The sequence below is a fragment of the Spirillospora sp. NPDC047279 genome, from assembly GCF_040643285.1.
Classification (GTDB): domain Bacteria; phylum Actinomycetota; class Actinomycetes; order Streptosporangiales; family Streptosporangiaceae; genus Spirillospora.
This window is the reverse complement of record NZ_JBEYUA010000005.1, coordinates 213,087-234,822: the sequence shown is the minus strand read 5'-3', so window position 1 is coordinate 234,822 and position 21,736 is coordinate 213,087. Positions and strand designations below refer to the sequence as shown.

The 21,736-nt window shown below is 71.4% G+C and carries 27 protein-coding genes; 13 read left to right on the top strand and 14 right to left on the bottom strand.

All coding sequences use genetic code 11. From position 1 onward, the window contains the following. Window positions 1–2 precede the first annotated feature (2 nt). Window positions 3–554 (bottom strand): dihydrofolate reductase family protein, encoded by a 552-nt coding sequence (locus ABZ810_RS14725; RefSeq protein WP_358403187.1) that lies wholly within the window; start codon window positions 552–554, stop codon window positions 3–5. Between the two features lie 376 nt (window positions 555–930). Between ABZ810_RS14725 and ABZ810_RS14720 the strand changes: the two genes are divergently transcribed. Together ABZ810_RS14720 and ABZ810_RS14715 are read left to right on the top strand one after the other, a co-directional pair. After that, a complete protein-coding gene (locus tag ABZ810_RS14720) occupies window positions 931–1,821 on the top strand; it encodes a diacylglycerol kinase family protein (RefSeq protein ID WP_358403186.1) in 891 nt (296 codons plus the stop codon). Window positions 1,822–1,864: 43 nt separating this feature from the next. Further along, window positions 1,865–3,061, top strand: a complete 1,197-nt coding sequence (locus ABZ810_RS14715; RefSeq protein ID WP_358403184.1) for a phospholipase D-like domain-containing protein — start codon at window positions 1,865–1,867, stop codon at window positions 3,059–3,061. Here ABZ810_RS14715 and ABZ810_RS14710 read toward each other — a convergent pair whose 3' ends face one another. Together ABZ810_RS14710 and ABZ810_RS14705 are read right to left on the bottom strand one after the other, a co-directional pair. Further along, window positions 3,062–3,214: a hypothetical protein gene (locus tag ABZ810_RS14710; protein ID WP_358403183.1), complete on the bottom strand. Its 153-nt coding sequence runs from the start codon at window positions 3,212–3,214 to the stop codon at window positions 3,062–3,064. 50 nt (window positions 3,215–3,264) lie between these two features. Then, complete coding sequence (locus ABZ810_RS14705; RefSeq protein ID WP_358403181.1) at window positions 3,265–3,906, bottom strand: TetR/AcrR family transcriptional regulator; 642 nt, start codon at window positions 3,904–3,906, stop codon at window positions 3,265–3,267. 111 nt (window positions 3,907–4,017) lie between these two features. On the opposite strand from ABZ810_RS14705, the gene ABZ810_RS14700 reads away from it, so the two are divergent. The 3 genes from ABZ810_RS14700 to ABZ810_RS14690 all read left to right on the top strand — a co-directional run bounded on the left by ABZ810_RS14700 (window position 4,018) and on the right by ABZ810_RS14690 (window position 6,682). Further along, on the top strand, window positions 4,018–4,896 hold the full coding sequence (locus ABZ810_RS14700; protein WP_358403180.1) for an oxygenase MpaB family protein: 879 nt from the start codon (window positions 4,018–4,020) through the stop codon (window positions 4,894–4,896). A 12-nt stretch (window positions 4,897–4,908) separates the two neighbouring features. Next, a complete protein-coding gene (locus ABZ810_RS14695; protein WP_358403179.1) occupies window positions 4,909–5,580 on the top strand; it encodes a helix-turn-helix domain-containing protein in 672 nt (223 codons plus the stop codon). A gap of 163 nt (window positions 5,581–5,743) precedes the next feature. Beyond that, the gene (locus ABZ810_RS14690; protein WP_358403178.1) at window positions 5,744–6,682 is read left to right on the top strand and encodes an oxygenase MpaB family protein; all 939 of its coding nucleotides are present in this window, start codon (window positions 5,744–5,746) and stop codon (window positions 6,680–6,682) included. Window positions 6,683–6,746: 64 nt separating this feature from the next. Here ABZ810_RS14690 and ABZ810_RS14685 read toward each other — a convergent pair whose 3' ends face one another. Together ABZ810_RS14685 and ABZ810_RS14680 are read right to left on the bottom strand one after the other, a co-directional pair. After that, entirely contained in the window at window positions 6,747–7,376 is a 630-nt protein-coding gene (locus tag ABZ810_RS14685; RefSeq protein ID WP_358403176.1) for a TetR/AcrR family transcriptional regulator, read from the bottom strand. Further along, window positions 7,373–7,753 carry a DoxX family protein gene (locus tag ABZ810_RS14680; RefSeq protein WP_358403175.1) on the bottom strand — a complete coding sequence of 127 codons (381 nt, stop codon included), beginning with the start codon at window positions 7,751–7,753 and terminating at the stop codon, window positions 7,373–7,375. The genes ABZ810_RS14685 and ABZ810_RS14680 overlap by 4 nt, the downstream gene beginning before the upstream one ends. 134 nt (window positions 7,754–7,887) lie before the next feature. Here ABZ810_RS14680 and ABZ810_RS14675 point away from each other — a divergent pair, with 134 nt between their 5' ends. Further along, window positions 7,888–8,067: a hypothetical protein gene (locus tag ABZ810_RS14675; RefSeq protein ID WP_358403173.1), complete on the top strand. Its 180-nt coding sequence runs from the start codon at window positions 7,888–7,890 to the stop codon at window positions 8,065–8,067. A 273-nt stretch (window positions 8,068–8,340) separates the two neighbouring features. Here ABZ810_RS14675 and ABZ810_RS14670 read toward each other — a convergent pair whose 3' ends face one another. The 3 genes from ABZ810_RS14670 to ABZ810_RS14660 all read right to left on the bottom strand — a co-directional run bounded on the left by ABZ810_RS14670 (window position 8,341) and on the right by ABZ810_RS14660 (window position 11,411). Further along, a complete protein-coding gene (locus ABZ810_RS14670; RefSeq protein WP_358403171.1) occupies window positions 8,341–8,820 on the bottom strand; it encodes a hypothetical protein in 480 nt (159 codons plus the stop codon). Window positions 8,821–9,391: 571 nt separating this feature from the next. Further along, on the bottom strand, window positions 9,392–9,628 hold the full coding sequence (locus ABZ810_RS14665) for an iron chelate uptake ABC transporter family permease subunit (RefSeq protein WP_358403170.1): 237 nt from the start codon (window positions 9,626–9,628) through the stop codon (window positions 9,392–9,394). Window positions 9,629–9,659: 31 nt separating this feature from the next. Continuing rightward, entirely contained in the window at window positions 9,660–11,411 is a 1,752-nt protein-coding gene (locus ABZ810_RS14660; RefSeq protein ID WP_358403169.1) for a cellulase family glycosylhydrolase, read from the bottom strand. A gap of 226 nt (window positions 11,412–11,637) precedes the next feature. Between ABZ810_RS14660 and ABZ810_RS14655 the strand changes: the two genes are divergently transcribed. Next, a complete protein-coding gene (locus ABZ810_RS14655; RefSeq protein ID WP_358403168.1) occupies window positions 11,638–12,237 on the top strand; it encodes a TetR/AcrR family transcriptional regulator in 600 nt (199 codons plus the stop codon). Here ABZ810_RS14655 and ABZ810_RS14650 read toward each other — a convergent pair. Next, window positions 12,222–12,806 carry an XRE family transcriptional regulator gene (locus tag ABZ810_RS14650; RefSeq protein ID WP_358403167.1) on the bottom strand — a complete coding sequence of 195 codons (585 nt, stop codon included), beginning with the start codon at window positions 12,804–12,806 and terminating at the stop codon, window positions 12,222–12,224. The genes ABZ810_RS14655 and ABZ810_RS14650 overlap by 16 nt on opposite strands. 101 nt (window positions 12,807–12,907) lie before the next feature. On the opposite strand from ABZ810_RS14650, the gene ABZ810_RS14645 reads away from it, so the two are divergent. Together ABZ810_RS14645 and ABZ810_RS14640 are read left to right on the top strand one after the other, a co-directional pair. Beyond that, entirely contained in the window at window positions 12,908–13,063 is a 156-nt protein-coding gene (locus ABZ810_RS14645) for a hypothetical protein (RefSeq protein WP_358403166.1), read from the top strand. 164 nt (window positions 13,064–13,227) lie between these two features. Next, complete coding sequence (locus ABZ810_RS14640; protein WP_358403164.1) at window positions 13,228–14,124, top strand: TIGR03619 family F420-dependent LLM class oxidoreductase; 897 nt, start codon at window positions 13,228–13,230, stop codon at window positions 14,122–14,124. Here the strand turns inward: ABZ810_RS14640 and ABZ810_RS14635 are convergent. The 3 genes from ABZ810_RS14635 to ABZ810_RS14625 form a co-directional block, all read right to left on the bottom strand. Then, window positions 14,121–14,870, bottom strand: coding sequence for a class I SAM-dependent methyltransferase (locus ABZ810_RS14635; protein WP_358403162.1), 750 nt, complete (start codon window positions 14,868–14,870; stop codon window positions 14,121–14,123). The two genes, ABZ810_RS14640 and ABZ810_RS14635, sit on opposite strands and share 4 nt — an antisense overlap. A gap of 85 nt (window positions 14,871–14,955) precedes the next feature. Then, entirely contained in the window at window positions 14,956–15,318 is a 363-nt protein-coding gene (locus ABZ810_RS14630) for a hypothetical protein (protein ID WP_358403160.1), read from the bottom strand. Window positions 15,319–15,333: 15 nt separating this feature from the next. Further along, the gene (locus ABZ810_RS14625) at window positions 15,334–15,606 is read right to left on the bottom strand and encodes a hypothetical protein (RefSeq protein ID WP_358403158.1); all 273 of its coding nucleotides are present in this window, start codon (window positions 15,604–15,606) and stop codon (window positions 15,334–15,336) included. A gap of 435 nt (window positions 15,607–16,041) precedes the next feature. On the opposite strand from ABZ810_RS14625, the gene ABZ810_RS14620 reads away from it, so the two are divergent. The 3 genes from ABZ810_RS14620 (at window position 16,042) to ABZ810_RS14610 (ending at window position 18,001) form a co-directional block, all read left to right on the top strand. Further along, window positions 16,042–16,908, top strand: coding sequence for a helix-turn-helix transcriptional regulator (locus tag ABZ810_RS14620; RefSeq protein WP_358403157.1), 867 nt, complete (start codon window positions 16,042–16,044; stop codon window positions 16,906–16,908). After that, on the top strand, window positions 16,895–17,104 hold the full coding sequence (locus ABZ810_RS14615; RefSeq protein ID WP_358403156.1) for a DUF397 domain-containing protein: 210 nt from the start codon (window positions 16,895–16,897) through the stop codon (window positions 17,102–17,104). Before ABZ810_RS14620 ends, ABZ810_RS14615 begins: the two co-directional genes overlap by 14 nt. A gap of 69 nt (window positions 17,105–17,173) precedes the next feature. Then, window positions 17,174–18,001 carry an SAM-dependent methyltransferase gene (locus ABZ810_RS14610; RefSeq protein WP_358403154.1) on the top strand — a complete coding sequence of 276 codons (828 nt, stop codon included), beginning with the start codon at window positions 17,174–17,176 and terminating at the stop codon, window positions 17,999–18,001. 154 nt (window positions 18,002–18,155) lie between these two features. Here ABZ810_RS14610 and ABZ810_RS14605 read toward each other — a convergent pair whose 3' ends face one another. Next, window positions 18,156–19,553, bottom strand: a complete 1,398-nt coding sequence (locus tag ABZ810_RS14605; protein ID WP_358403152.1) for a tetratricopeptide repeat protein — start codon at window positions 19,551–19,553, stop codon at window positions 18,156–18,158. Window positions 19,554–19,770: 217 nt separating this feature from the next. Here ABZ810_RS14605 and ABZ810_RS14600 point away from each other — a divergent pair, with 217 nt between their 5' ends. Next, entirely contained in the window at window positions 19,771–20,829 is a 1,059-nt protein-coding gene (locus ABZ810_RS14600; protein ID WP_358403150.1) for a Gfo/Idh/MocA family oxidoreductase, read from the top strand. A gap of 54 nt (window positions 20,830–20,883) precedes the next feature. Here ABZ810_RS14600 and ABZ810_RS14595 read toward each other — a convergent pair whose 3' ends face one another. After that, window positions 20,884–21,513 carry a DUF998 domain-containing protein gene (locus ABZ810_RS14595; RefSeq protein WP_358403148.1) on the bottom strand — a complete coding sequence of 210 codons (630 nt, stop codon included), beginning with the start codon at window positions 21,511–21,513 and terminating at the stop codon, window positions 20,884–20,886. Between the last annotated feature and the right edge of the window lie 223 nt (window positions 21,514–21,736).

Sequence of the window (21,736 nt, the reverse complement as noted above, 5' to 3'; positions counted from 1 at the left end):
CGTCAGAGGGCCGGGCGGTAGGTGAGGACGACGATGCCCGACTTGAGCGGCTGCGCGTCCACCAGGTCGAAGGTCGCGGGTGAGCCCTCGCGGAAGAGCAGGTCGGCCGGACCGCCCGTGCGCAGGATGAACGGGTGCACCCACAACCGGAGCTCGTCCAGCAGGCCGTGCTCCAGCAGCGCGTGCGAGAGCACGCCGAAGCCGTACTGGACGATGTCGCCGCCGGGCTCCTCCTTGATCCGCTTGATCTTGGAGATCACGTCGCCGTCCAGGACGGTGGTGTTGTGCCAGTCCGGATCGCGCAGCGACGACGAGACGACGTACTTGGTCATGCTGTTGATCCGGTCGCTGTAGGGGTCGCCCGACCGCGTCGGCCAGACCGGGGCGAAGCCGTCGTAGGTGCGGCGTCCCATCAACACGGCGTCGCACCGCATCAGCAGCTCGGTCTGGATCGCCCCGGAGGTCTCCTCGTCCCCGGGCGTGGGCGGCCAGTCCTGCGGCGCCTCGATGATCCCGTCGAGCGTGATGTACGTGGAGTTGATGATCTTCCGCATGGTCGGCTCCGTCGGTGTGGTCTCGTCGCATCGGATGCCGGCCAGCCTGCAAGCCCCCGGCCGTTCGCTGAAGAGCCGATTTCCGCCCCGGATCGGGGTCCGATTCCCGGGGGCCGACCTTCCGGGGGCACCGTGACGGCCCGTCCGTGCGCCGGCGGACCAGGTCAGCGCCGACGTCAACGCCCTCCTCGAACGCTGGCCGCAGGCCTCTACCCCGCCTGGCGCGCCTCCCGAAGAGAACCCCTCCAGGCCCTCCAGCACTGGCCCCGCGCAGTCGTCCGGGCACGCACAGCCGTCCATGTCGCGAAGGTCGCTTTTTTTGCCAGAGCTGCATGTACCGCGCTCACCAGGGGAGAACCCCTCCGCCTGAAACGGGATGACGAGAGGGGACGGGGTGCTGCTGCTCACCAATGCCAAGGCCGGGTCCTCGGAGACCGAGACGCTGGACCGGGCCGCGGAGATCCTCGGCGGTGCGGGGACGGTCGAGCGGGTCGAGTGCTCGGCCCCGCGGGACGTGGACGAGGCGCTGAGCGCGCACGACGACGAGGTCGTCGTCGCGGCCGGGGGCGACGGGTCGATCCACACGCTGGTCCAGGCGCTGCACCGGCGCGGCGAGCTGGGCGAGCGGGTGGTGGGGCTGCTTCCCCTCGGGACCGGCAACGACCTGGCCCGCAACCTCGGGATCCCGCTGGAGGCCGCCGCCGCTGCCCGGCTGCTGGTGGACGGGGCGAGCCCCCGCAGCCTGGATCTCCTGGTGGACGACGGCGACGACGTGGTGGTGAACGCCGCGCACGCCGGGATCGGGGCGGAGGCGGCCGAGGCGGCGAGCCGGTTCAAGCCGTTCCTGAAGGCACTGGCGTTCCCGGTCGGCAGCGTCCTGGCGGGCGTCCGGCACTCGGGCTGGCAGCTGCGCGTCGAGGCGGACGGCCGGCTGGTCACCGAGACCAAGGCGCTGATGGTCGCCCTGGGCAACCTGTCGGGCATCGCCGGCGGAGCGGCTCAGGTGGCCCCCGGAGCCTCACCGCGCGACGGCCGGATCGACCTGGTCGTCTCGGGCGCCACCGGTCCGGTGGCCCGTGTCGGCTACGCGCTCAGCCTGCGATCGGGCCGCCACCTGCGCCGCGACGACGTGGTGCGGACCGTGGCCGAACAGGTGACGATCACCGGTGAGCCGTTCCGGATCAACACCGACGGCGAGGTCACCGAACCCACCACCTCCCGCACCTGGACGGTGCTGCCGCGCGCCTGGCGGATCGTCACCCCCTGACCCGGCGCCGACGCAGACCGAAGACCCCCTGAGGAGTGCTCTGATGAACCCCCTTGCCGACCGGCCGGCGCCGCCTGCCCAGAAGGACGACGGCCGCGACCTGATCAGGCGGAAGCTGGAACGCCTGATCGGCATCGCCGCGACCGAGGGCAACGAGATCGGCGCCCTGCGGAACGGCGACGAGATCTTCCCGGCGATGCTGGAGTCGATCCGCGGCGCCCGGGAGACGGTCGACATGATGACCTACGTCTACTGGCGCGGCGACATCGCCGAGCAGTTCGCGGAGGCCCTCGCGGACCGGGCCCGCGACGGGGTCCGCGTCCGGCTGCTCCTGGACGGGATCGGCAGCTGGCAGATCGAGAAGGGCCTGCTCAGCCTGATGGACGAGGCCGGGGTGACCGTGGCCTGGTTCCGCAAGCCCCACCAGCTCTCGCCGCTCAAGCAGAACCACCGCTGCCACCGCAAGGTCCTGGTCGTCGACGAGCACACCGCGTACACGGGCGGGGTGGGGATCGCCGAGGAGTGGTGCGGCGACGCCCGCAACGAGAACGAATGGCGCGACACCCACTTCCAGGTGCGCGGTCCCGCGGTCGACGGCATCGCCGCCGCGTTCGCCCAGAGCTGGGCCGACTCGCACGACGACCTGTACGACGAGCGCGACCGCTTCGTCCCCCACGAACCCGCCGGCGACGCCGTCGTCCAGGTGGTCCGCGGCTCGGCCAGCTTCGGCTGGCAGGACATGCAGACCCTCATCCGCGTGGTGCTGGAATCCGCCCAGAGCCGCCTCCGCCTCGCCTCGGCCTACTTCGCGCCGGACGACTACTTCACCGAACTCCTGTGCGCCACCGCCCGCCGCGGCGTCGAGGTGGAGATCGTCCTCCCGGGCCCGCACGCCGACAAGCGCGTCAGCCGCCTGGCCGGCCAGCGCAACTACGAAACGCTCCTGGAGTGCGGCATCCGCATCTTCCAGTACCAGCCGTCGATGTTGCACGCCAAGATCATCCTGATGGACGATTCCGTCGCCCTGGTCGGCTCCACCAACTTCAACCGCCGTTCCCTCGACCACGACGAGGAGGTCATGCTGGCGATCATCGACGAGGGCCTCACCGCGACCCTGCACTCCCATTTCGACCGGGACCTGGCCCAGAGCGAACGTGTCGACCACGCCCGCTGGGCCCGCCGCTCCCTGAAACAGCGCCTCCAGGAGAAGGCCACGGCCCCCCTCCGCCGCTTCCTCTGATCACCGCGTGGCGAACAGCTCCCGGAACGCGCTCTCCAGGTTCTCTCCGTCACCCCGGTCGGCGCAGCCGAGCACCACCGCCATGACCGCCCGCCCCAGCATCGTGCGCTTGCGATCGTGATCGATGAACCGTGCGGTCGGATCCGAGCACATGCGAAGGACGAGCCCGCCAGGGGCACCGACCATCCCGCCTACGTCCAGGCCTACGGGTGAGCCCGCGGTTCAGCCGGGTCGATGAGGTGGGGGAGGACCTTCTCGAGGACGTGGAGGAGGACCTCCTCGAGTATCAGGTGGACCTGCGGGCGGGTGAGGCGGTCGTACTTGAGCCACTCGCGGGTGGTGGCCTCGGCCATGCCCGAGAAGCCGCGGAAGGCGGAGCGGACCTCGGGGTGGTCGCGGGCGGTCGGGGTGAGGCCGACGACCTCGGTCATGTGGTCGACCGCGCGTTCGCGGGCCTCGTCGAGGATCCGTTCCAGCTCGGGGTCGCCGGCGGGGGAGGTGAGGTCGAGGGCCGTCACCCAGGTCGTGCGGTTACGTTCGAGGAGCTCGAGCCACGCGTCGATGCTCTCGGCGACGCGTTCGCGGACGCCGGTGCCCTGGACGAACGCGGGGACGGGCACCGGGGGGACGGCCATCATCTGCGCCACGGCGGCCAGGTAGAGGTCGCGCTTGGTGCCGAAGTAGTGGTTGAGCAGGCCCCGGCTCACTCCGGCGGCGGCGGCGATCTCGGTGTTGGAGACCGAGTCGTACGGGCGGTCCTTGAACAGGGCGCGGGCGCTCGCCAGGATCTGGTCGCGCCGTTCGTCGGGGCCCTTGCGCACCCGGCGGGCCGTGCGTTCGCTCATGCGGCCCCCTCTCGTTCCGGCACACGACGATAGCGACCATGGCCGGTGAGACGTATCCGGGATATGTTGATACGAAGTTCGTATTAACGTCTCACGGTGAGGGGCAGGGGCATGGAGCTCGACTCGTCCACCCGAACGCGGGCGCGGCCCGCGGGGAGCATCCCGGACGCGGAGTCGCTCATGTGGCGGTACGCCGGCGACTGGCGCGCGGGTCTGCTCGGCCGCGGGACCCTGCTGCTCCAGGTGGCGCATCCGGTCGTCGGCGCGGGCGTCGCCGACCATTCGGAGTTCCTCGAGGACCGGTGGGGGCGGCTGCTGCGCACGGTCGAGTCCACCACGCGGTTCCTGGGGTACCGGGGGGACGAGGCGGGGCGGCGTGAGGCGGCGCGGCTGCGTGAGCTGCACAAGGACATCAAGGGCGTGGACGCGCAGGGGCGCCGCTATCACGCGCTCGACCCGGAGGCGTATCTGTGGGTGCACGCCACCTTGCTGCACGGGATGCTCCAGGCGCAGAGCCTGTTCGCCCGGCCGCTGCGTCCCGGGACGGAGCGGCGGCTCTTCGCCGAGTGGCGGGAACTGGCGTTCGCGCTGGGCGTCACCGAGCGGCACGTGCCCGGGGACCCCGCGGCCTTCCGGCGTTACTTCGACACGATGGTGAACGAGAGGCTTGAGGACAACGCCACCGTTCAGCTGCTCATCGAGCTCGACCACCGGCCGCTTCCCCCGCCGCCGCGCTGGCCGCTGCCCGACCTGGCGTGGAAGGGCGTGGCGGCGCCGTCCACCGCGCGGCTGAGGCGGCTGGGGATCGGCAGCCTGCCGCCGGTGCTGCGCGAACGGTTCGGGCTGTCGTGGACGGCCGCGGACGAGCGGGGGTTCCAGCGCTTCGCGCGGCGCATGCGCATGGTGGACGGCGTGCTGGCCGAGCCGTTGCGCGTCTCGCCGGTGGTGTCGCGTGCGCGGCGTTCGGCACGGCGGCGCGCGGCCGGTTAGTCTTCTGTCACGATGCTCGATGACGGCCCTGACCCGCTCGGCTTGATCGCCGCCGAGCCGGAGAGCGAACCCGTGGCGGACCGGATCCTGGACGCCGCGCTCGGCCTGTTCGAGACGTTCGGGCTGCGCAAGACGACCATGGACGACGTCGCCCGCGCCTCCGGGCTCGGCCGCGCGACCGTCTACCGGCGTTTCCCCGGCAAGGCCGACCTGGTCAACGGCGTGCTGATGCGCGAGGCCAGGCGCTTCTTCGGCGAGCTCGACCAGGCCGTCGCCGACCTGCCCACGCTGGAGGAGGGCATCGTCGAGGGCTTCGTGGCGACGGTGCGGATCAGCCGCGAGCAGCGGCTGCTCAACCGGCTCATGGTGATCGAGCCGGACGTCCTGCTGCCGCACGCGACCGCGTCGGCGGGGCCCCTGCTGGCCGCGGCCCGCGGCTACCTGGCCCACCGCCTCCGCCTCGCGCGCCGCGCCGCCGCCGACGGCGACGGGGGTGACGGCGCCGACGACACCGACGCCTTCGACCCCGAGATCGTCGCGGAGATCCTGGTGCGGCTGACGCACTCGCTGGTCCTGACGCCGGCCGGGCTCATCCCGCTCGACGACGAGGGTGCCCGCGAGTTCGCGCGGCGCTACCTGGTGCCCGTGGTCGACGGCGCTCGCCGTCCGCCGTCCTCCGGCTGACCCTTCCCGAGCGACGCCGGGCGCGTTCGCCCGCGTTGCCGCACGCCTTCATGCCCGATCCGCGGTGAGCCCGCGCGAGAGAGTCCGCCGTCCCACCTTCCGTTCATTGATACGAATTTCGTATATTTGTCTCAGTAGACCGGAGAGAGAGGACGTGATCTTGATGCTGACCGATCGCACGTCGCCCGAGACGCCCGAGACCGGTGCCGGGCCGGGGACCGCGGCGGTGGCCACCGCCCGCCCCGATCCGGTGCCCTTCGGGCCTGGATCGATCCTGTGGGAGGAGGTCGGCCTGTACATGTCCGCGGTCGCGGGCAACAGCGCCTTCATCCTCCAGGCGATGCACCCGGCCATCGGCACCGTCGTCGACCAGCTCTCCAGCTTCCGTTCCGACCCCGTGGGCCGGGCGCAGCGCAGCTTCGCCTCCGTGCAGACCTGGGTGTACGGGGGCCAGGAGGCGATCAACGAGGGCAGGCGGCTGCGGGAGATGCACAAGCCGCTGAGCGCGGTCGACGAGGAGGGCGTCCGGCACCACGCCCTGTCGGCCGACCCCTGGGCCTGGGTCCATCTGACCGGCTTCTACGCGGCGGTCACCGTGGCGCGCTCGTTCTCGCCCTCGACGCTGACCCCCGAACGCGAGCAGCAGCTGTTCGACGAGTTCATGAACCTCGGCCGGATCCTCCAGGTGCCCGAACGTATGCTGCCCGCCACCATCGCCGACTTCTGGGAGTACTTCGACCGCATGGTCGCCGACACCCTCGTCCCGCACCGGGTGGCGCTGGAGGTCCTGGACCGCATGGACAAGGTGCCGCCCACCGTCCCGGCGGCGCTGCGCCCGCTCCTGGCCCCGCTGAGCCTGACCACCGGCCGGCTCGCGCGGTTCATCACGACGGGCACCCTGCCGCCGGGCGCCCGCGAGAAGCTCGGCCTGTCCTGGACCGCGCGGGACGAACGCAGGCTGCGCGCGTTCGGCCAGGTCCTCGGACGCGTGGTGCCGGTCCTGCCCGAACGCCTCCAGTACATGCCCATCGCCTATCGCGCCCGCCAGGCCGCGCGGGCGCAGGAGCGGCTGCGCGCCGTCCTGGAGACGCGCCCCATGTGACCGGCGCCCCCGACGTGCCCCGGGCGCGGGCGAGAGGTTGGCCCGGGGCACGTCGAGGGCGGCTCTAGGGGGCGGTCACGGCGGCGGGTGCCAGCAACTGCGGGATGGCGACCTCGATCAGGTTGAACAGGGCCGACTCCAGCAGCTGGTGGATCTGCGGGCGCGACAGCCGGCCGTGCCGCAGCCACTCGCGGGACGCCGCCTCCGCGAAGCCGGAGAACGCGCCGAGCGCGCCCTTGATCTCGGGATGGTCGGCGGCGGCGGACGCGAGCCCGATCACCTCGGTCAGCCGTTCGATGACCCCCTCCCGGGCGTCCTCGAGGAGCCGCCGCATCTCCGCGTCGCCGCCCGACGAGGCCCGGTCGAGCACGGCCAGCCAGGTCGACGAGCTGCGTTCCAGCAGGTCCAGCCACATGGTGACGCTCTCGGCCACCCGGTCGCGGACGCTGGCGCCGGCCACGTACGACGGAACGTGGATCCCCGGGCTCTCCAGCATGCGTCCCACCACGGCCAGGTACAGCTCCCGCTTGGTGCCGAAGTAGTGGTTGAGGAGGCCGCGGCTGACGCCCGCCGCGGCGGCCAGGTCACCGCTGGAGACCTGCTCGTACGGGTGCTCCCGGAAGACCTTCGACGCGCAGCTCAGGATCTGCTCGCGGCGTTCGTCACGGGTCTTGCGGACGCGCGGACCGCTCATGCGCTCCCGCCGGAGTCGCGCGCCGTTTTCAGCGCCCACAGGACGAGCGGCACCTGCAGCGGCAGCCGGGCGTACGCGACCGTCCGCTGCGCCGGCGGCCGGTCCCGCCAGTCGCGCGCCATCTTGACGTTCGCCGGGAAGACCGCGACGAACAGCCCGGCGGCGGCCAGCGCGCCGGCCCGCCGCGTCCGCGGGTGGGCGACGGCGGCCGCGCAGGCGAGCTCGGCCAGGCCGCTGAGGTGCGTCCACGTGCGCGGCCTCCCCGGCAGTCGGCTCGGGATCACCTCGTCGAACGGCCGCGGGGCGAGGAAGTGCATGGTGCCGGCGCCCGCCAGCAGGGCCACGAGCCGCCGGTTCGAGGGCGAGCTGTGCGTCATCGGCGTTCCTTCGCGTCGGGGGGTGTCGGCGGGGGGATTGGCATTATGCCAACAGTTATTGTCAGAGCGCCAATTAGCTCGTTAGGGTTGCTGATCGGCCGTCCTCACCCCGCCCAGCGGAGGATCGATCGTTCATGCCCGACGAACATCCCGTGCCCGAGACCCTCGCCGGTCTGTGGACCTCGCCGGGCGGGTCGTCGCTGACCCGGGCGCTGGTGCCCCTCCGCGACCACGAGGTCCCGGCGACCGTCCGCGTCCTCCTCGGCGCCCTGCTCGACGACCGGCCCGCGGACGAAGGCCGGGCGGACGCATGAAGATCGCCTACCTGCTCTGTCCCGGCTTCACCGGCCTGGACCTGGTCGGCCCCTACGAGGTGGCGGTCAGGTCCAGCGCGATCCTTGCCATCCGCGCCGTACGGTCGCCGGGGTCGAGGGCGAGCCGCCGATCGACGTACTCGCCCAGCTTGCTCACGGTGGCGTACCCCGATGATCTCATCACCGCCGCGGGGCACGCCGGAGCCGTGGCCCCGGGGATCCGGCCGGGGCCACGGCGGAGAGCTGTGCTTCAGACGGTCCGCCCGGCTACGTCTACGAGAAGACGTACGTGGCGGTGATGGTGGCGGAGGACGGGCAGAACAGCCCGCTGACCTTGTTCACGGTCTGGTTGGTGAAGGTGACGGTGACCGGGAGGTTGTCGGCACCGGAGTAGGAGCCGGTCAGGCTGCCGCCGTAGCTGCACCCGATCGCGCTCATCCGGAAGCCGCTGAGCGTGGCGACGCCGCCGCTGAGGCTGCCGCTCCAGGGCAGCGCCTGGGGGGTGACGGTGACACCGCAGCCGCCGACGGAGGCGGAGGTGATGGAGAGGGCGCCGTTGGTGGCGATGGTGCCGCCGAGCGTGGAGCTGGTGCAGGTGGCGGCGACGCCCGCGTTGATCGTCATCGTTCCGGAGAGGTTGGCGGTCACGGGCCCGGCGGTCCAGGCCATGGCGGGGGTGGCGGGTACGGCGACGGTGGCGGCGGCGGCGAGGGCGGCGACGGACGTCGCGGCCAGCTTCGTCTTGCGGGACAAGGGAATTCCTCATCTCAGGAACTTGGGCGTCGCGCCAGCACCCAATGGGGTGGGATGCCCCTGATCCGGAAAGGCTTTCGGCAATGCCGAATAGACGGCGAAGATGCCGCGAATCAGAGACGGGGAGAGCAGGATCCTGCTGACGCCATTGGCAGGGATCCGGTAGAGCAGTAGAACGCGTTCTACTGTGAAAGTAAACAATCACCGCGTGCCGGTCAATACTCCGGAGGGTGCTGATTTGACTGAGACACTCCGTGGTTCGCAAGTACTCTGTCAGTCACGACCGGAACCCAACATCGCACGTGATGCGTACAACGGGGGCCGCGCCGTGGGCGTTCCACGGCCCGCGGCGGGTCAGGCGGCACCGCCCGCGGGCGCTCAGTTCCGCGTGGCTCTCGGCGGCGGTGGTCCCCTCGCCTACAGGGGCGAGCCACATTTTGTTCGAGCCGATGAATTCTTGACGCGCCATTCCGGGCGGGCACCCCGTCCGGGCCGGGCCAGCCTCCGGAGCCGGCCCGGTTGGCGCGGACGAGCAGCCGCAGCAGCACCGGAGCGCCGAGGACTCCGCTCACTACCCCGACGGGAGTTCGAGATCGGGGATGAGCGTCCGGGCGATCAGGTCGGAGCCGACGACGGCGAGGGCGCCGGTCAGTCCCGAGGCCAGGGTGGGCGGCCAGGCCGTTCCGGCGAGGCGCTGCGCGGTCTGCGGCGCGGCGAGCGCGACGAACGCGATCGGGCCGCCCGCGGCGGTGGCGAACGCGGCGAGTGCCACGCTGGTGAGCAGCAGGCCCAGCCGGGCCGAGTGCACCCCCCGACGGGGGGGCGGCGGTGCGGACCGGCTAGGCGGGGAACTTCTGGGCGAGCCAGGCGGCCAGTTCGGCGCGGGCGGCGGTCAGCTGGTCGGCGGTTACCGGAGTGCCGGTCGAGGCGTTGACGACGAGCGCGAAGTGCAGTCCCGCACCGGCGGTGACCTGGAGGCGCTTGGCGACGGCCGAACCGGCCTCGGGGACGGCGGCGATCGGGCCGGAGGCGGGGACGCCGTTCAGCGTCGCGATATCGCTGACCACGGCGGTGGAGGCCGGGGCGAACGACCGCGGCAGGTGAACCTCGGTCGGAGCCTGGGCGGAGGACCCGCGCCACACCAGGACGCCGTACTGGCGGCCCTGGACGAGCGCGGCCAGCCGGGGCAGCGAGGACGGAACGGTGAGCCACGCCTGCTGCTGGCCCGCGCCGCCGTACCCCGAACGGGCCAGGTCCTCGTAGGCGAAGGCCAGGGTGTCGCCGCCGACCGCCGCCGGATAGAGCCGGTCCAGGACGCGCTGGTCGAGCCGCAGAGCGACCGCGCCGGCATCGGTCGTCCTCGCGACGGAATGGTCCTCGTCGTTCCAGCCGTCGCCCTCGGTCTGCACCTTGTCGGGATTGCCGTTCATCAATTCGTGGTGGCGCCCGCTGTAGACGTCCCAGTGCCATTGGATGGCCGACAGGACGTCGCCGCCCGAGGCGGGTGAGTTCCACCAGTTGCGGCCCGCGACGCCGGCGTCCGCTCCCTGGTACATGGCGCGGATCATCCACGGAGTGCGGTCGCTGCCGCCGCCCGACAGTTTGTGGCCGAATTCCGAGAGCACCGGCGCGGTCCCGAGGTCCCTGGCGCGTTGCCGGATCTCGTTCATCGGCGCGGCGTACGTCCCGTCGGTCGCGGGGGAGGGGTCGATGGCGATGCGGGCGCCGTCGTAATAGTGGCTGTTGAACACGAACCGGGTGCCCAGCCGCCCGACCGCCGTCATTCCTCCCTGCTCGAAGAATCCGGTGTTCCAGAAGACGAGCGGTTCGACGAAGGCGGGCTTGGCGGTCCATCCCGACTGGTCCATGGTGGTGCGGATCCGCTGGTAGAACGGCATCAGATGGGTGCGCTCCCACTCCGTTCCGCTCTTTCCGTCCAGCCCGCCGTCGAACGGCTCGTTGAACGGGTCGAGCCCGACGACGTGGTCGAAGGCCTGCTGGGGGAGCCGCTGCCGCAGGTAGGTCATCGTCGCCCCGGCCTGGGCCAGATAGGCGTCCTGGACCCCGATCTGACCGGCCGGCGTCGTGAGCACACGATTGCGCCAGAAGTCGTACATGGCCTGGCGCACCGCGTTGTTGGTCTGCATGTTCTGGCCCCACAGGATGCAGATGCCGCACGATTCGCGCGGGTAGTTCCCGGCCTGCACGACCCACTTCGGCGCGCCGTCCCCGGTGTACCAGCTGCCGGAGTTGAACAGGTGGGACGAATACAGATCCTGGTGGTAGTCGAGCAGGACCCGGATGCCCCGGTCGGTGAACGCCCTGATCTGCGCGATCGCCCGGTCGAGATAGGCGTAGTCGATCCGGTCGGGGGCGGGCTGGACGCCTTCCCAGCTGATGAGGAAACGGACGGCGTTGGCGCCGGTGAGGTCCCGCATGGCCTGCGCGGATTTGACGGCGTCGGCGCTGCCGCGGAAGGGCAGCAGGCCGTTCTCGTACAACTTGGTGCTGCCCGAGACGTTGAATCCGCGCAGCGTGACCTCCCGGCCCTGGGCGTCCCGCAACACCCATCCCTGTTGCTTGGGCGCCACCTGCAAAGGGCCCTGCGCATATGCCGGGGCCGCGGGAAGGATCGCCATTCCCGCCGCGGCCACCACGGCGGCGGCGGAGAGCCTGAGGGAACGTCGGACGGACACACGCGTCGCTGACATCGCGGGGCCTTTCGGAGGGGGTGGGGGCCTCTGGTCAAGCGTGCAAGAACCTTCTTGCGTCAGCATGCAAGAACCCTCTTGCGCGTGCAAGAGCTATCTTGCGACGGTGGCCGCCACGACCCGCGAGCGCATCCTCGACGCCGCGCTGGAGCTCATCCAGCGGAACGGCTTCCCCGGCACGACCGTCACCGCCATCGAGGAACGGGCCGGGCTCTCTCCCGGCAGCGGCAGCTTCTACCGGCACTTCCGTTCCAAGGAGGCGGTCTTCCGCGCGGTCTTCGAACGCGAGCTGGAACGTGCGCAGCGTCATCGCGAGGAGTTCGAACGCGGCCCCGTCGACGAGCCGCAGGACGCGCTCACCCGGCGGTTCCTCCAGCAGCTCGACTACATGGCCAAGGTCGGCCCGCTCATCAACCTCCTGGCCCGCGAGCACGGCCGCTTCCCCGACCTGACCAGCAGGATCGGTGACGCCCTCGTCGACCGGGGCATCATCGAGGAGGCCTGGCACCTGACCCGTGACCTCCCCGCCGGGCCCGGCCACGGCGACCCGCGCGCCCTGCTCACCGTCGTGGTCTCCGCGCTGTCCGGCTACCACCTGGTCCAGGAGTTCTTCGGCCGGTCCCCGGCGGACGTCGCCCCCGACCGGTTCGCCGCCACCCTCGCCGCCCTCATCACCGCCTCCACCCGTGATCAGGACGGCCGGTAGCGGGCCCTGATGTGCACACGTTCGCCCTGGGGCCCGAAGATGCTCAGGAACTCCACCGGCCGATCGTCGGCGTTGCCGAACCAGTGCGGCAGATGGGTGTCGAACTCGGCGACCTCCCCGGCGGCGAGCACGATGTCCTGGTCACCGAGCACGAGCCGCAGCCGCCCGCTGAGGATGTACAGCCAGTGGTACCCCTCGTGCGACCGCGGATCGGGTTCGAGATCGGCCGGGCCGGCCGGGAGGATCTGCTTGAACGCCTGCAGCCCGCCCGGCTTGCGGGTCAGCGGGATCACGGTCATGCCGTACCGGGTGAACGGCTTGGGATAGACGCGCGGATCGGCGTTGCCCGAGGCGCCCACGAGCTCGTCGAGCGGCAGCTGGTAGGCCTTGGCCAGCGGCAACAGCAACTCCAGGCCCGGCTTGCGGTGCCCCGACTCCAGCCGCGACAGCGTGCTGACCGGAATCCCCGTGGTCTCCGACAACGCCGCCAGCGTCGCCCCCCGCTGTCGCCGCAGCTCGCGCAGCCGCGGCCCGACCTCCGCCAGCACGGCGTCCATCTCCTCGCCCATGGCTCCACCCTGCCGCCCGTTTTGCACTATTGGCAAATAGCTTTGCCAACCTCCCAAGAGCCCTCGCACCCTGGTGCGAACCGACCGCACGAGGAGGGCCCATGAACGCCGAGTACTGGGACGAGAGGTACCGCGGCCGCCCCGGCGGCACCTTCCTCTACGCCGGCCACGACCTGGCCGACCTCCCCCCGCTCATTCTCGTGGGTGCCGGGGCCCGCGTCCCATCAGCGCCGTGGTTCACGTCGCGGTGCGCGTGAGCTTGGCCGAGATGCGCCGGACGACCACGCCAGGCTCGCACGGGCGGGTGAGGGGTGCGGAGGGTTCGCGGGCCGCCTCCGTTCCGCAACCGGCCAGGCGGGGCGGGCTGCCGGGGCCTCTTGTTCGCCAAGCAAGCAATTGTTAGGTTCTCGATGTGCTCTCGGTGACATTGCCCAACTTCGGCGACACCTTTCCCGACGGCGGCTGGCGCGGCCTGGTCGACATGGCCAGGGCCGCCGAGGACGCCGGCGTCGAACGTGCGGTGGTGGTCGACCACGTGGTCATGGGCCGCAACACCGGCGCCTATCCGGCGGGCGAGTTCCCGGGCTCCACCGAGATGCCCTGGCTCGAGCCGCTGACCGTGCTCAGCGTGATCGCGGGGGCCACCGAACGGATCAGGCTGGCCACCGGAGTGGTCATCGCCCCGCTGCGCGGCGCGGCCGTGCTGGCCAAGACCGCCGCCACGCTCGACCAGATGTCGGGCGGACGTCTCGAGCTCGGTGTCGGCACCGGCTGGCAGCGGGAGGAGTACGACGCCGCGGGGCTGCCCTGGGAGCGGCGCGGGCGGCTGCTCACCGACCTGATGGGCGCCTGCAAGACCCTGTGGCGCGACTCCCCGGCGGTCTACGAGTCCGAGACCGTCGCGTTCAAGGACGTGTGGTGCGAGCCGAAGCCGCTGCAACCGGGCGGCGTGCCGTTCTGGGTGAGCGGCAACCTGCACCCCCGCAACCTCGACCGCCTCGTGCGCTGGGGCGACGGCTGGATCCCGATCATGAAGGAGACGGTGGACGGGCTGCGCGAGGGCGTGCACGTGCTGCGTGCGGCGTTCGACGAGGCCGGACGCGACCCCGCGGGGCTGCTCGTCCAGGCGTCGCTGCCCATCGAACGCGGCGACGGCGGGCGTCCCGACCTGGCGCGCAGCCTGGCGCGGGTGCCCGAGCTGCTGGAAGCGGGAGCGACCGTCGTCAACGTCCACGCCGCGGCGTTCGCCCCGGACCCCGCGGACGCGCCCGCGTTCTTCCGTGACCTCGCCGCCGGATACGCGTCCATGGCGCGTTAGCGGGCCGCGTCGCCGCGTACCGCCCAGGCCCGGGCCGTGAGCGCGATCGATCCGTCCGGCCCGCGGGGGAGCCGTGCGTCGAGCGCGTCGCGCAGCGCGGCGCGTCCGTCCTCGGGCAGCGACATGACGTATCCGGGGGCCGGGCCCTGGCCGCCCAGGAACGGGCTCCAGTAGTCGTCGAAGCCGGCGAACACGGTCGGCACCTCGATCGCCTTCACCGTCACCTCGCGGAGCCCGGCGTCCGACCACAGCCGGGCGAGCGGCTCCGGGCGGCACACCGGGAAGCGGCGGCCCTCGTCCAGGTCGTGCGCGGCCGCGTCGACGGTGACCGCGGCGTCCCAGAAGTGGCGCAACATCGCCATGCCGTCGGCGTAGTCCCAGACATAGGCGGCGACGAGACCGCCCGGTGCGACGACCCGGGCGAGCTCCGCCGCGGCCCGCAGCGATTCGGAGACGAAGTTGAGCGTCAGGCCGCTGACGGCCACGTCGAAGTAACGGTCGGGGATGGGCAGCGCCCGCGCGTCCGCGACGCGGAAGTCGCACCGCCCGTCGGTGATCCGCGCCCGGGCGTGCGCCAGGAAGGCCGCGGAGCCGTCCACGCCGATGATCTCAGCGGGCTCCGCCGTGGCGAGGACGGTCGCCGTCAGCGCTCCCGTGCCGCACCCCACGTCCAGCCACCGCCGGCCGGACGGAACGTTCAGCCACTGCAGGAAGATGTCGGCGACACGGCGGCTCCAGCGGCCCATGTACGCCTCATAGGCATCCCCGAAAGTCCAAGCCTCGTGCTCGGGTCCCATAGGGCGACCCTACGACCGCGGGGGCCGGCCTGGATCAGTAACCGGCGGATGGGCGGCGGCGGGCCGCCAGCCCGGCGCAGATGTCGCGGGCCATCGCCTCGACGTGGTCGACGGGGCGGGCCTCCTGGAAGTACCGGCGGGCCAGCAGGAGCCGGGCGTGGTGCCAGTAGAGCTCCTGGGTGTGCAGCCGGGGCCAGGCGAACACCCACCTGCCGATGCGCTGCGTGTCGTTGAAGACATAGGCGCCGACGGCCACCTCGGGAGTGGCGGAGTCGCGATGGTGCAGGTAGGCGTGCACACCCTCCGCGGTGAGCCGTTCGACGAGCTGGAGCGCACGGGGGAGCGCGACCTCCACGTGGTCGGAGGTGAGCCGGTACTGCTCGGCGAGTGAGTTCATGGCTGGGCGTTCCGCCTAAACGGCAGTCGTGGTCGGACGGTGCCGGCGGGCGACGACGGCCTTTCCGCCGGACGGGCAGCGGTGCACGACCAGGTCGCCGGCCAGGGCTGCGACGATGGGGAGCCCGCGCCCGTGGGTCGCCGGCTCGCTGACGACCACCGTGTAGTCGTCGGTCATGTCGGCCGGCCACAGACGCGCCTGGTCCGTACCCGGTGGACCGGGCGGGAACGGGTCGGCCGGTGGGAGCCCCGGCCGGCCGGGGCCTGACAGGAGCTGGGGAACGAACATGGCGGAGACTCCTGGTGGTGCGGATCGCTGTGACTGCCGGTCGCGCGCGCCGTGGTGCCGTCGTGCGGGTCCCTCATCGAGTACGCGCCGCCCTGCCGGGCGAGATGGCGGGAGCCGTGACCGGCAGGTGCCGAACCGAGGACGAGGGCGCCGTGAGAGGCCGATCCCGGTGGCGCGGGTGAGGTCGTGACGCCGCGCGACATCGCCCCGTTCACCGTCCTCTGCTCGCCTCGTTGCGTGCCGGGCCCTTGCGGGTGACGGCCGGATGAGATGACCGGGCCGTCACCCGCAACCGTGCTATGCGTCACACATCCTGTCAACAACTTCATGTGAATTAACACGACGAAAGAATCATGGACGGAGATCGGCCCGGGAGGGGGGCGCCGGTACACGATGTAAGTTGCACCGTGTACCTCGGCGCTGTAGACACGGGACATGACCGCAGATTCTGGTCCGGTCCTGTCCGGCTGGCTGCTCGGCGACCAGCTCACCAAGGCGCGCTCGGCCGCGGGTCATTCGGTGGCCGACACCGCCAAAGAACTCGGCGTGCATTCGCTCACGATTCGTCGCTGGGAGAATGCCGAGGTCACACCGAGTCTCCTCTCTCTGCGGGGGCTCTGCGCCTTTCTCGAAGTGCCCTCCGACCAGCAGGCCGAGCTCGAACGGCTGCGTGCGCGGGCGGCCGAGCCGGGCTGGTGGAACGGGACGGGAAACTGGCCGGACGCCACCGCCGAAATGCTCGGCATGGAAATCGCGGCCATCCGGATCCGGGCCTGGGATCTGGCCGCCATTCCCGGGCTGCTCCAGACACCCGAATACGCCCGGCTGATCATTCAGGCCGTCGAGCCCAACAACTCGCCCACGATCGTCGACGCCGGCGTAAAGCTCCGCATGGCGCGACAGGAACGTGTCCTGGTCGACGGGCCGGTGCGCGAGGCGACCTTCATGCTGGACGAGCTCGCGCTCGCGCGCATGCCCGGCGGCGCCTCGGTGCGCCGCGCGCAGATCGCGCGGCTGCTGGCTCCCCCCGAACCGGTGACGGTCAAGATCGTCCCGTTCACCGCCGGGCCCCATCCGGCGCTCGGCTCGTTCTTCCTCTGCGACTTCGACTCCGACATCATCCGCGCGGGCGTGTTCGTCGAGGGCTCGGTCACCGGCCGCAGCCGCGTCGAGACAGGCGAGGGCGTCACCCGGTACGAGCAGGTCTGGTCCTGGCTCCAGACCAAGGCTCTCTCCGCGGAGGAGACCGACACGTTCCTCCGCAGCCACCTAGAAAGCGTTTCCGACGATGACCAGCAGTAATTCCCTCGGCCTGGCGGAATGGCGCAAGTCATCCAGGTCCACAGGCGCGGCGGAGAACTGTGTGGAGGTCGCCACCGACACCAGGATCATCGCCATTCGCGACTCCAAGAATCCCGCAGGGGGTATGCTGAAGCTCGATTCCGCCGTTTGGCGCGAACTTCGGCACGCCATTCGTCAAGGCACATTCGACATCTGAATATCGCCGTTCGGTGCTGCTCGTCAGGCATCTTCCCCTGCCGGTCAAAGACAGACGACAAGGACGGACATGGAGCAGGCTCGCCCGCGTACTTCCAGCGTCGACCCCAACACTCCGTCCCCTGGACGGATCTACGACTTCCTCCTCAACGGCCGTGACCATTACCCGGCCGACAAGGAGGCCGCCCGCAGAGTCCTTGAGCGGGTGCCCGAGGCCCATTACATGGCCCACGCCAACCGCGTCTTCCTGCAGCGTGCGGCGGGCAGGATCGCGCGCGAGGGCGTGCGGCAGTTCATCGACATCGGCTCCGGAATTCCCACCGCCTGGAACACCCACGAGGTCGTCCAGGTCGTCGACCCCGACACCCGCGTGGTGTACGTCGACAACGACCCGGTCGTCCTGGAGATGTCGGAGGAGATCCTGCGCCGCACCGGCGAGACCAACGCCATCTACGTGGACGGCGACATCCGCCGGCCCGAGACCATTCTCGACAACCCGCGGGTCCGCGAACTGATCGACTTCGACCGCCCCATCGGTTACATGCAGGTCGCCATCTGGCATTTCGTCGGCGACGAATACGACCCGTGGGGCCTCGTCGATCACTATCTGAACGCCGTTCCCCCGGGCAGCTACCTCGCCCTCTCCCACATCACCCAGGACGGCCAGGACCAGGAAAAGGTCCAGCGTTTCAAGGACGTCTACGCGGCGACGGAGTCGGGCGTGCACTTCCGCACCCGCGAAGAGATCGGCCGCTTCTTCTCCGGCCTCGACTACCTCCCGCCCCAGACCGGCACCGAGCCCGCCCTGTCCTTCGTCGACAAATGGGGCAGCAAGAACCCCGCCGAAGTCGACCCCTCCCACAGCTGGATCCCCTGCGCCGTAGCCCGCAAGCCCTGACCCGCAAGCCCAGACCCTGTCATTTACGTTGGCACGCGCCGGTGTCGGTTTGCCGGGGCCGGTCTTCTGGCGACGGGGGTGCTCTCGGCGCTCGCGAGCCCCGCATCGGCGCGCGAGGGCTCCGTTCGGCTCGGGGGCTCTCGCGCGGCCCAGGTCAGGGGGCCCGGAGGTCGGCCGCTTGAGCTCGGGCTCGGGTGGCGGTGGCCTTGTCACCCAGGGCTTCGGATATCTGGGCGTGTTTGAGCCAGTTGAAGGGGCTGGAGGGGCGGACGTTGATGCGTTCGCTGACCAGGACGCGGGCCAGGTCCAGGCGGCCGGCGCGCAGGGCGGCCTCCAGCAGGGTCTTCTGGACGACGTCGCGCTGCGCGTGGCTGCCGCCGAAATCGTTGACGTGGTGCCTGATCGGCGCCAGGAGGTCGACGGCGGTGGCGTGGTCGGCGCGGCCGAAGGCCAGCAGGGCGCGGCAGACCGGCAGGCCGACGCGGGCGGTCATCGCCTGGTTGGTGACGTGGGGGAGCGGGCGGGTGAGGTAGGCCTCGCGGTCGGCGATCAGGCGTTCGGCCTCGGCGAGGCGGCCGGCGCCGACGAACGCCATCACGGCGTGCATGTCGTTGAACGAGTAGAACGGCTCCTGAACCTTGGGGGCCCAGGCGTCGGCCAGGGCCGTCCACCGGGCGGTCTGGTCGCCGCCATCCAGGAGGACGCGCCACAGGAGGGCGGCGGCGTCCAGCATCTCCATCGCGGCGCCCGCCGACCCGGGGTTGTGGAGGACGGCGTCGTAGATCTCCAGCGCGCGGGCCGTGTCGCCGGACTCCAGGGCGTAGAGGGCGTAGTGCCACCACGCGTGGACGTTGAGGAACGTGCCCGTCGACCAGTCGGGGAGGCGGTCGTCCATGTAGGCGGTCCCGTGCCGGAAGCGGCCCTGCATCTCGTACGTGTGCACGACCGCGTGGACGCCCCAGACGTCCCGGGGGTTGAGCTTGACCGCGCGGAGGCCGACCTCCTCCGACCGGTCGTAGTGCCCGGACTCCTCCAGGCCGAAGGCGTACATGCCGAGCAGGTGGCCGTAGTGCCGGTCGCCGGTGCTCCAGGCCGTCAGCGCGCCGCCGATCCGGTCGCGCAGCGCGCGGGCGTCGCCGGTGAAGAAGTCGATCTGGTGCCCGACGAAGAGGGCCAGGACGTCGCGCGGGTACTCCTCGCCGATCCGCGCCAGGAGGCGGCCGCAGCCGAGGAAGTCACCCGCGAAGAGCCGTTCCACCGCCGCGATGTGGGCGCGCTCGCGCGGGAGGAGGGCGGAGACGTCCACGCGCGAACGGAACTCCCCGAACCGGGCCGAGGCGGCGCGGGCGTCGTCGGGCTCGGTGGTCAGCAGCCCGAGGTAGGCGGCCAGGACGTTGCCCAGCGGGAAGCCGGGGTCCTCGTCGAGCGCCGCGCGCGCCTCGGCGTCGACCTCGGCGCGGAAGTGCAGCAGTTCGTGGATCGCGGCGTCGTAGTGATCGAGGGCCGCGCGGTGGCCGGCGCTGACGGTCAGCCCGTGCTCGTCGGTGCTCATGGACGTTCGACGTCCGCCCAGGCCGACACCATCGAGCTCCCTTCACGAGGACGTTCAGACTTACACGCGATCGCCGACGCGGGCAAGCAGGTCCCCGCCAGGTCAGGGGGCGGGCCGCGCGGTGCGCAGCGCCGGAAGGCGGTACGTGAGGGGGGCGCGGGCGGTATCGGGAGTTATTCTTGTCGCGATTTCAACTTCGTCGACGGAGGCGGTTGCGGTGAGTTCTGGACCGCTGAGAATCGGCGTCATCGGCTGCGCGGACATCGCCTGGCGGCGCACGCTCCCGGCACTGGCGGGCCACCCGGACGTGCGGGTCACGGCGCTCGCCAGCCGCGACCCGGAGCGGGCGAGGCGTTTCGCCGAACGTTTCGGCGGCGAGCCGGTGACCGGATACGAGGCGCTGCTGGACCGCGCCGACCTCGACGCGGTGTACGTGCCGCTGCCGGCGAAACTGCACGCGCGGTGGGTGGAACGGGCGCTGCTGTCGGACCGCCACGTGCTGGCGGAGAAGCCGCTGACGGCGTCCGCCGAGGAGACCGAGACGCTGGTCGGCCTGGCCGCCTCGCGCGGGCTGGCGCTGCTGGAGAACTTCATGTTCCTCTGCCACTCCCAGCACGCCCGCGTCAGCGACCTGGTCGCGCAGGGCGCCATCGGTGAACTTCGCACCCTCACGGCCGCGTTCGCGTTCCCGCCGCCGGCCGACGGCCACAACATCTACAAGCCCGACGTCGGCGGCGGGGTGCTGACCGACGCCGGCGTCTATCCGCTGCGCGCCGCCCAGTTCCACCTGGGGCCCGGCCTCCAGGTGCTCGGCGCCCATATGAACGTCGACGAGCGCCGCGGCGTCGACGTGGCAGGGACCGCGCTGCTGGTCGCCCCGGGCGGGCAGACCGCCCATCTGACGTGGGGTGCGGAACGGTCGTACCGGTCGCGGTACGAGCTGTGGGGGAGCACCGGGCGGATCGAGGTCCCGTGGGCCTTCACCCCGCCGGCGGCGCACCGCCCGGTCATCCGGATCGAACGCCAGGACCACGTCGAGGAGCTGACCCTGCCCGCCCAGGACCACTTCGCCGCCGCGGTGGACGCCTTCGTCGCGCGCGTCCGCGACGGCGTGCCCTCCGTGCTGGAGGGGGAGGCCGTGCTGTCCCACGCCCGCCTGGTCGACCAGGTGAGGCGCCGGGCGCTGGCGCCGGGCGGCGGCCCGGACGAGGTGGATCCTGACGGGCGGGAGAGGCCGATGGCCTCCACCAACGGCGGCTCTCGCGGTAAGAAGTGATTGGACCGCCCCTCATGCGCGAGACCGCCTTTCCGCCGCCTGAGCGCGAGGGCTTTAGCGGCGGTATTCGTGGAGGGCGAGGGTGGTGGTCCAGGTGAAGATGGCGATGATGGCGGCGGTGAAGACGAGGTTGGTCCAGACGGCGCCGCCGCCGGTGGCGATGACGACGAAGCCGGCCAGGAAGAAGATCGCGGTGACGCGGCTGTAGACGGGGGCGAAGCGGCGGGCCATCAGGTAGCAGGCGATGGCCAGGCAGAGGAAGCCGACCCCTGAGGTGGCGAGGTGCAGGGTGCCGGCCAGGGTGACCTGCCCGGGGCCTTCGGGGGTGCCGGCGGGGAAGCCGTTGCCGGGGTCGGCCTTGAAGATCCCGGCCCCGATCATCCCCAGGCCCATGGCGGCGACGAGCCTGGCGGCGGGGGCGCCGTTGCGGTGCAGGCCGGTCCCGAAGAGGATGATCATGAGGCCCGTGCCGATGAGGTTGGCGGTCTGGATCCAGCCCCAGGGGCCGTTGGCGAGCAGGCTCCACTGGTGGTGGGTGAAGCTGAAGCCGTCCCTGGCCAGGCCCTGAAGGACCGAGGTCGTGACGTAGACGGGGCCGGCGATGACGCCGTAGCCCAGCAGCGACAGGGTGATCTTGGTGGCCAGGTCGCGGTCGCAGGCGGCGGGGGTGAGGGTCGCGGTCATGGGTCTGTCCTCCCTGGAAGCGGGCCGGTCCTTCCGGTCCTTCATCCAGGCCTCGAACGGCGCGCCCCGGATCCGACAGCTCCCCGCGAATTCTTCTGAGAAGTTTTCGGTTGCGTACGCTGCTTCCGAAAGGCAGGTGACATGGGGGTCGACTCCCGCCTTGCGATCTTCTCTCCCGTGGGCAGCACCGCCCGCGTCGACGTCGTGGTCCGCAGGCTCGCCG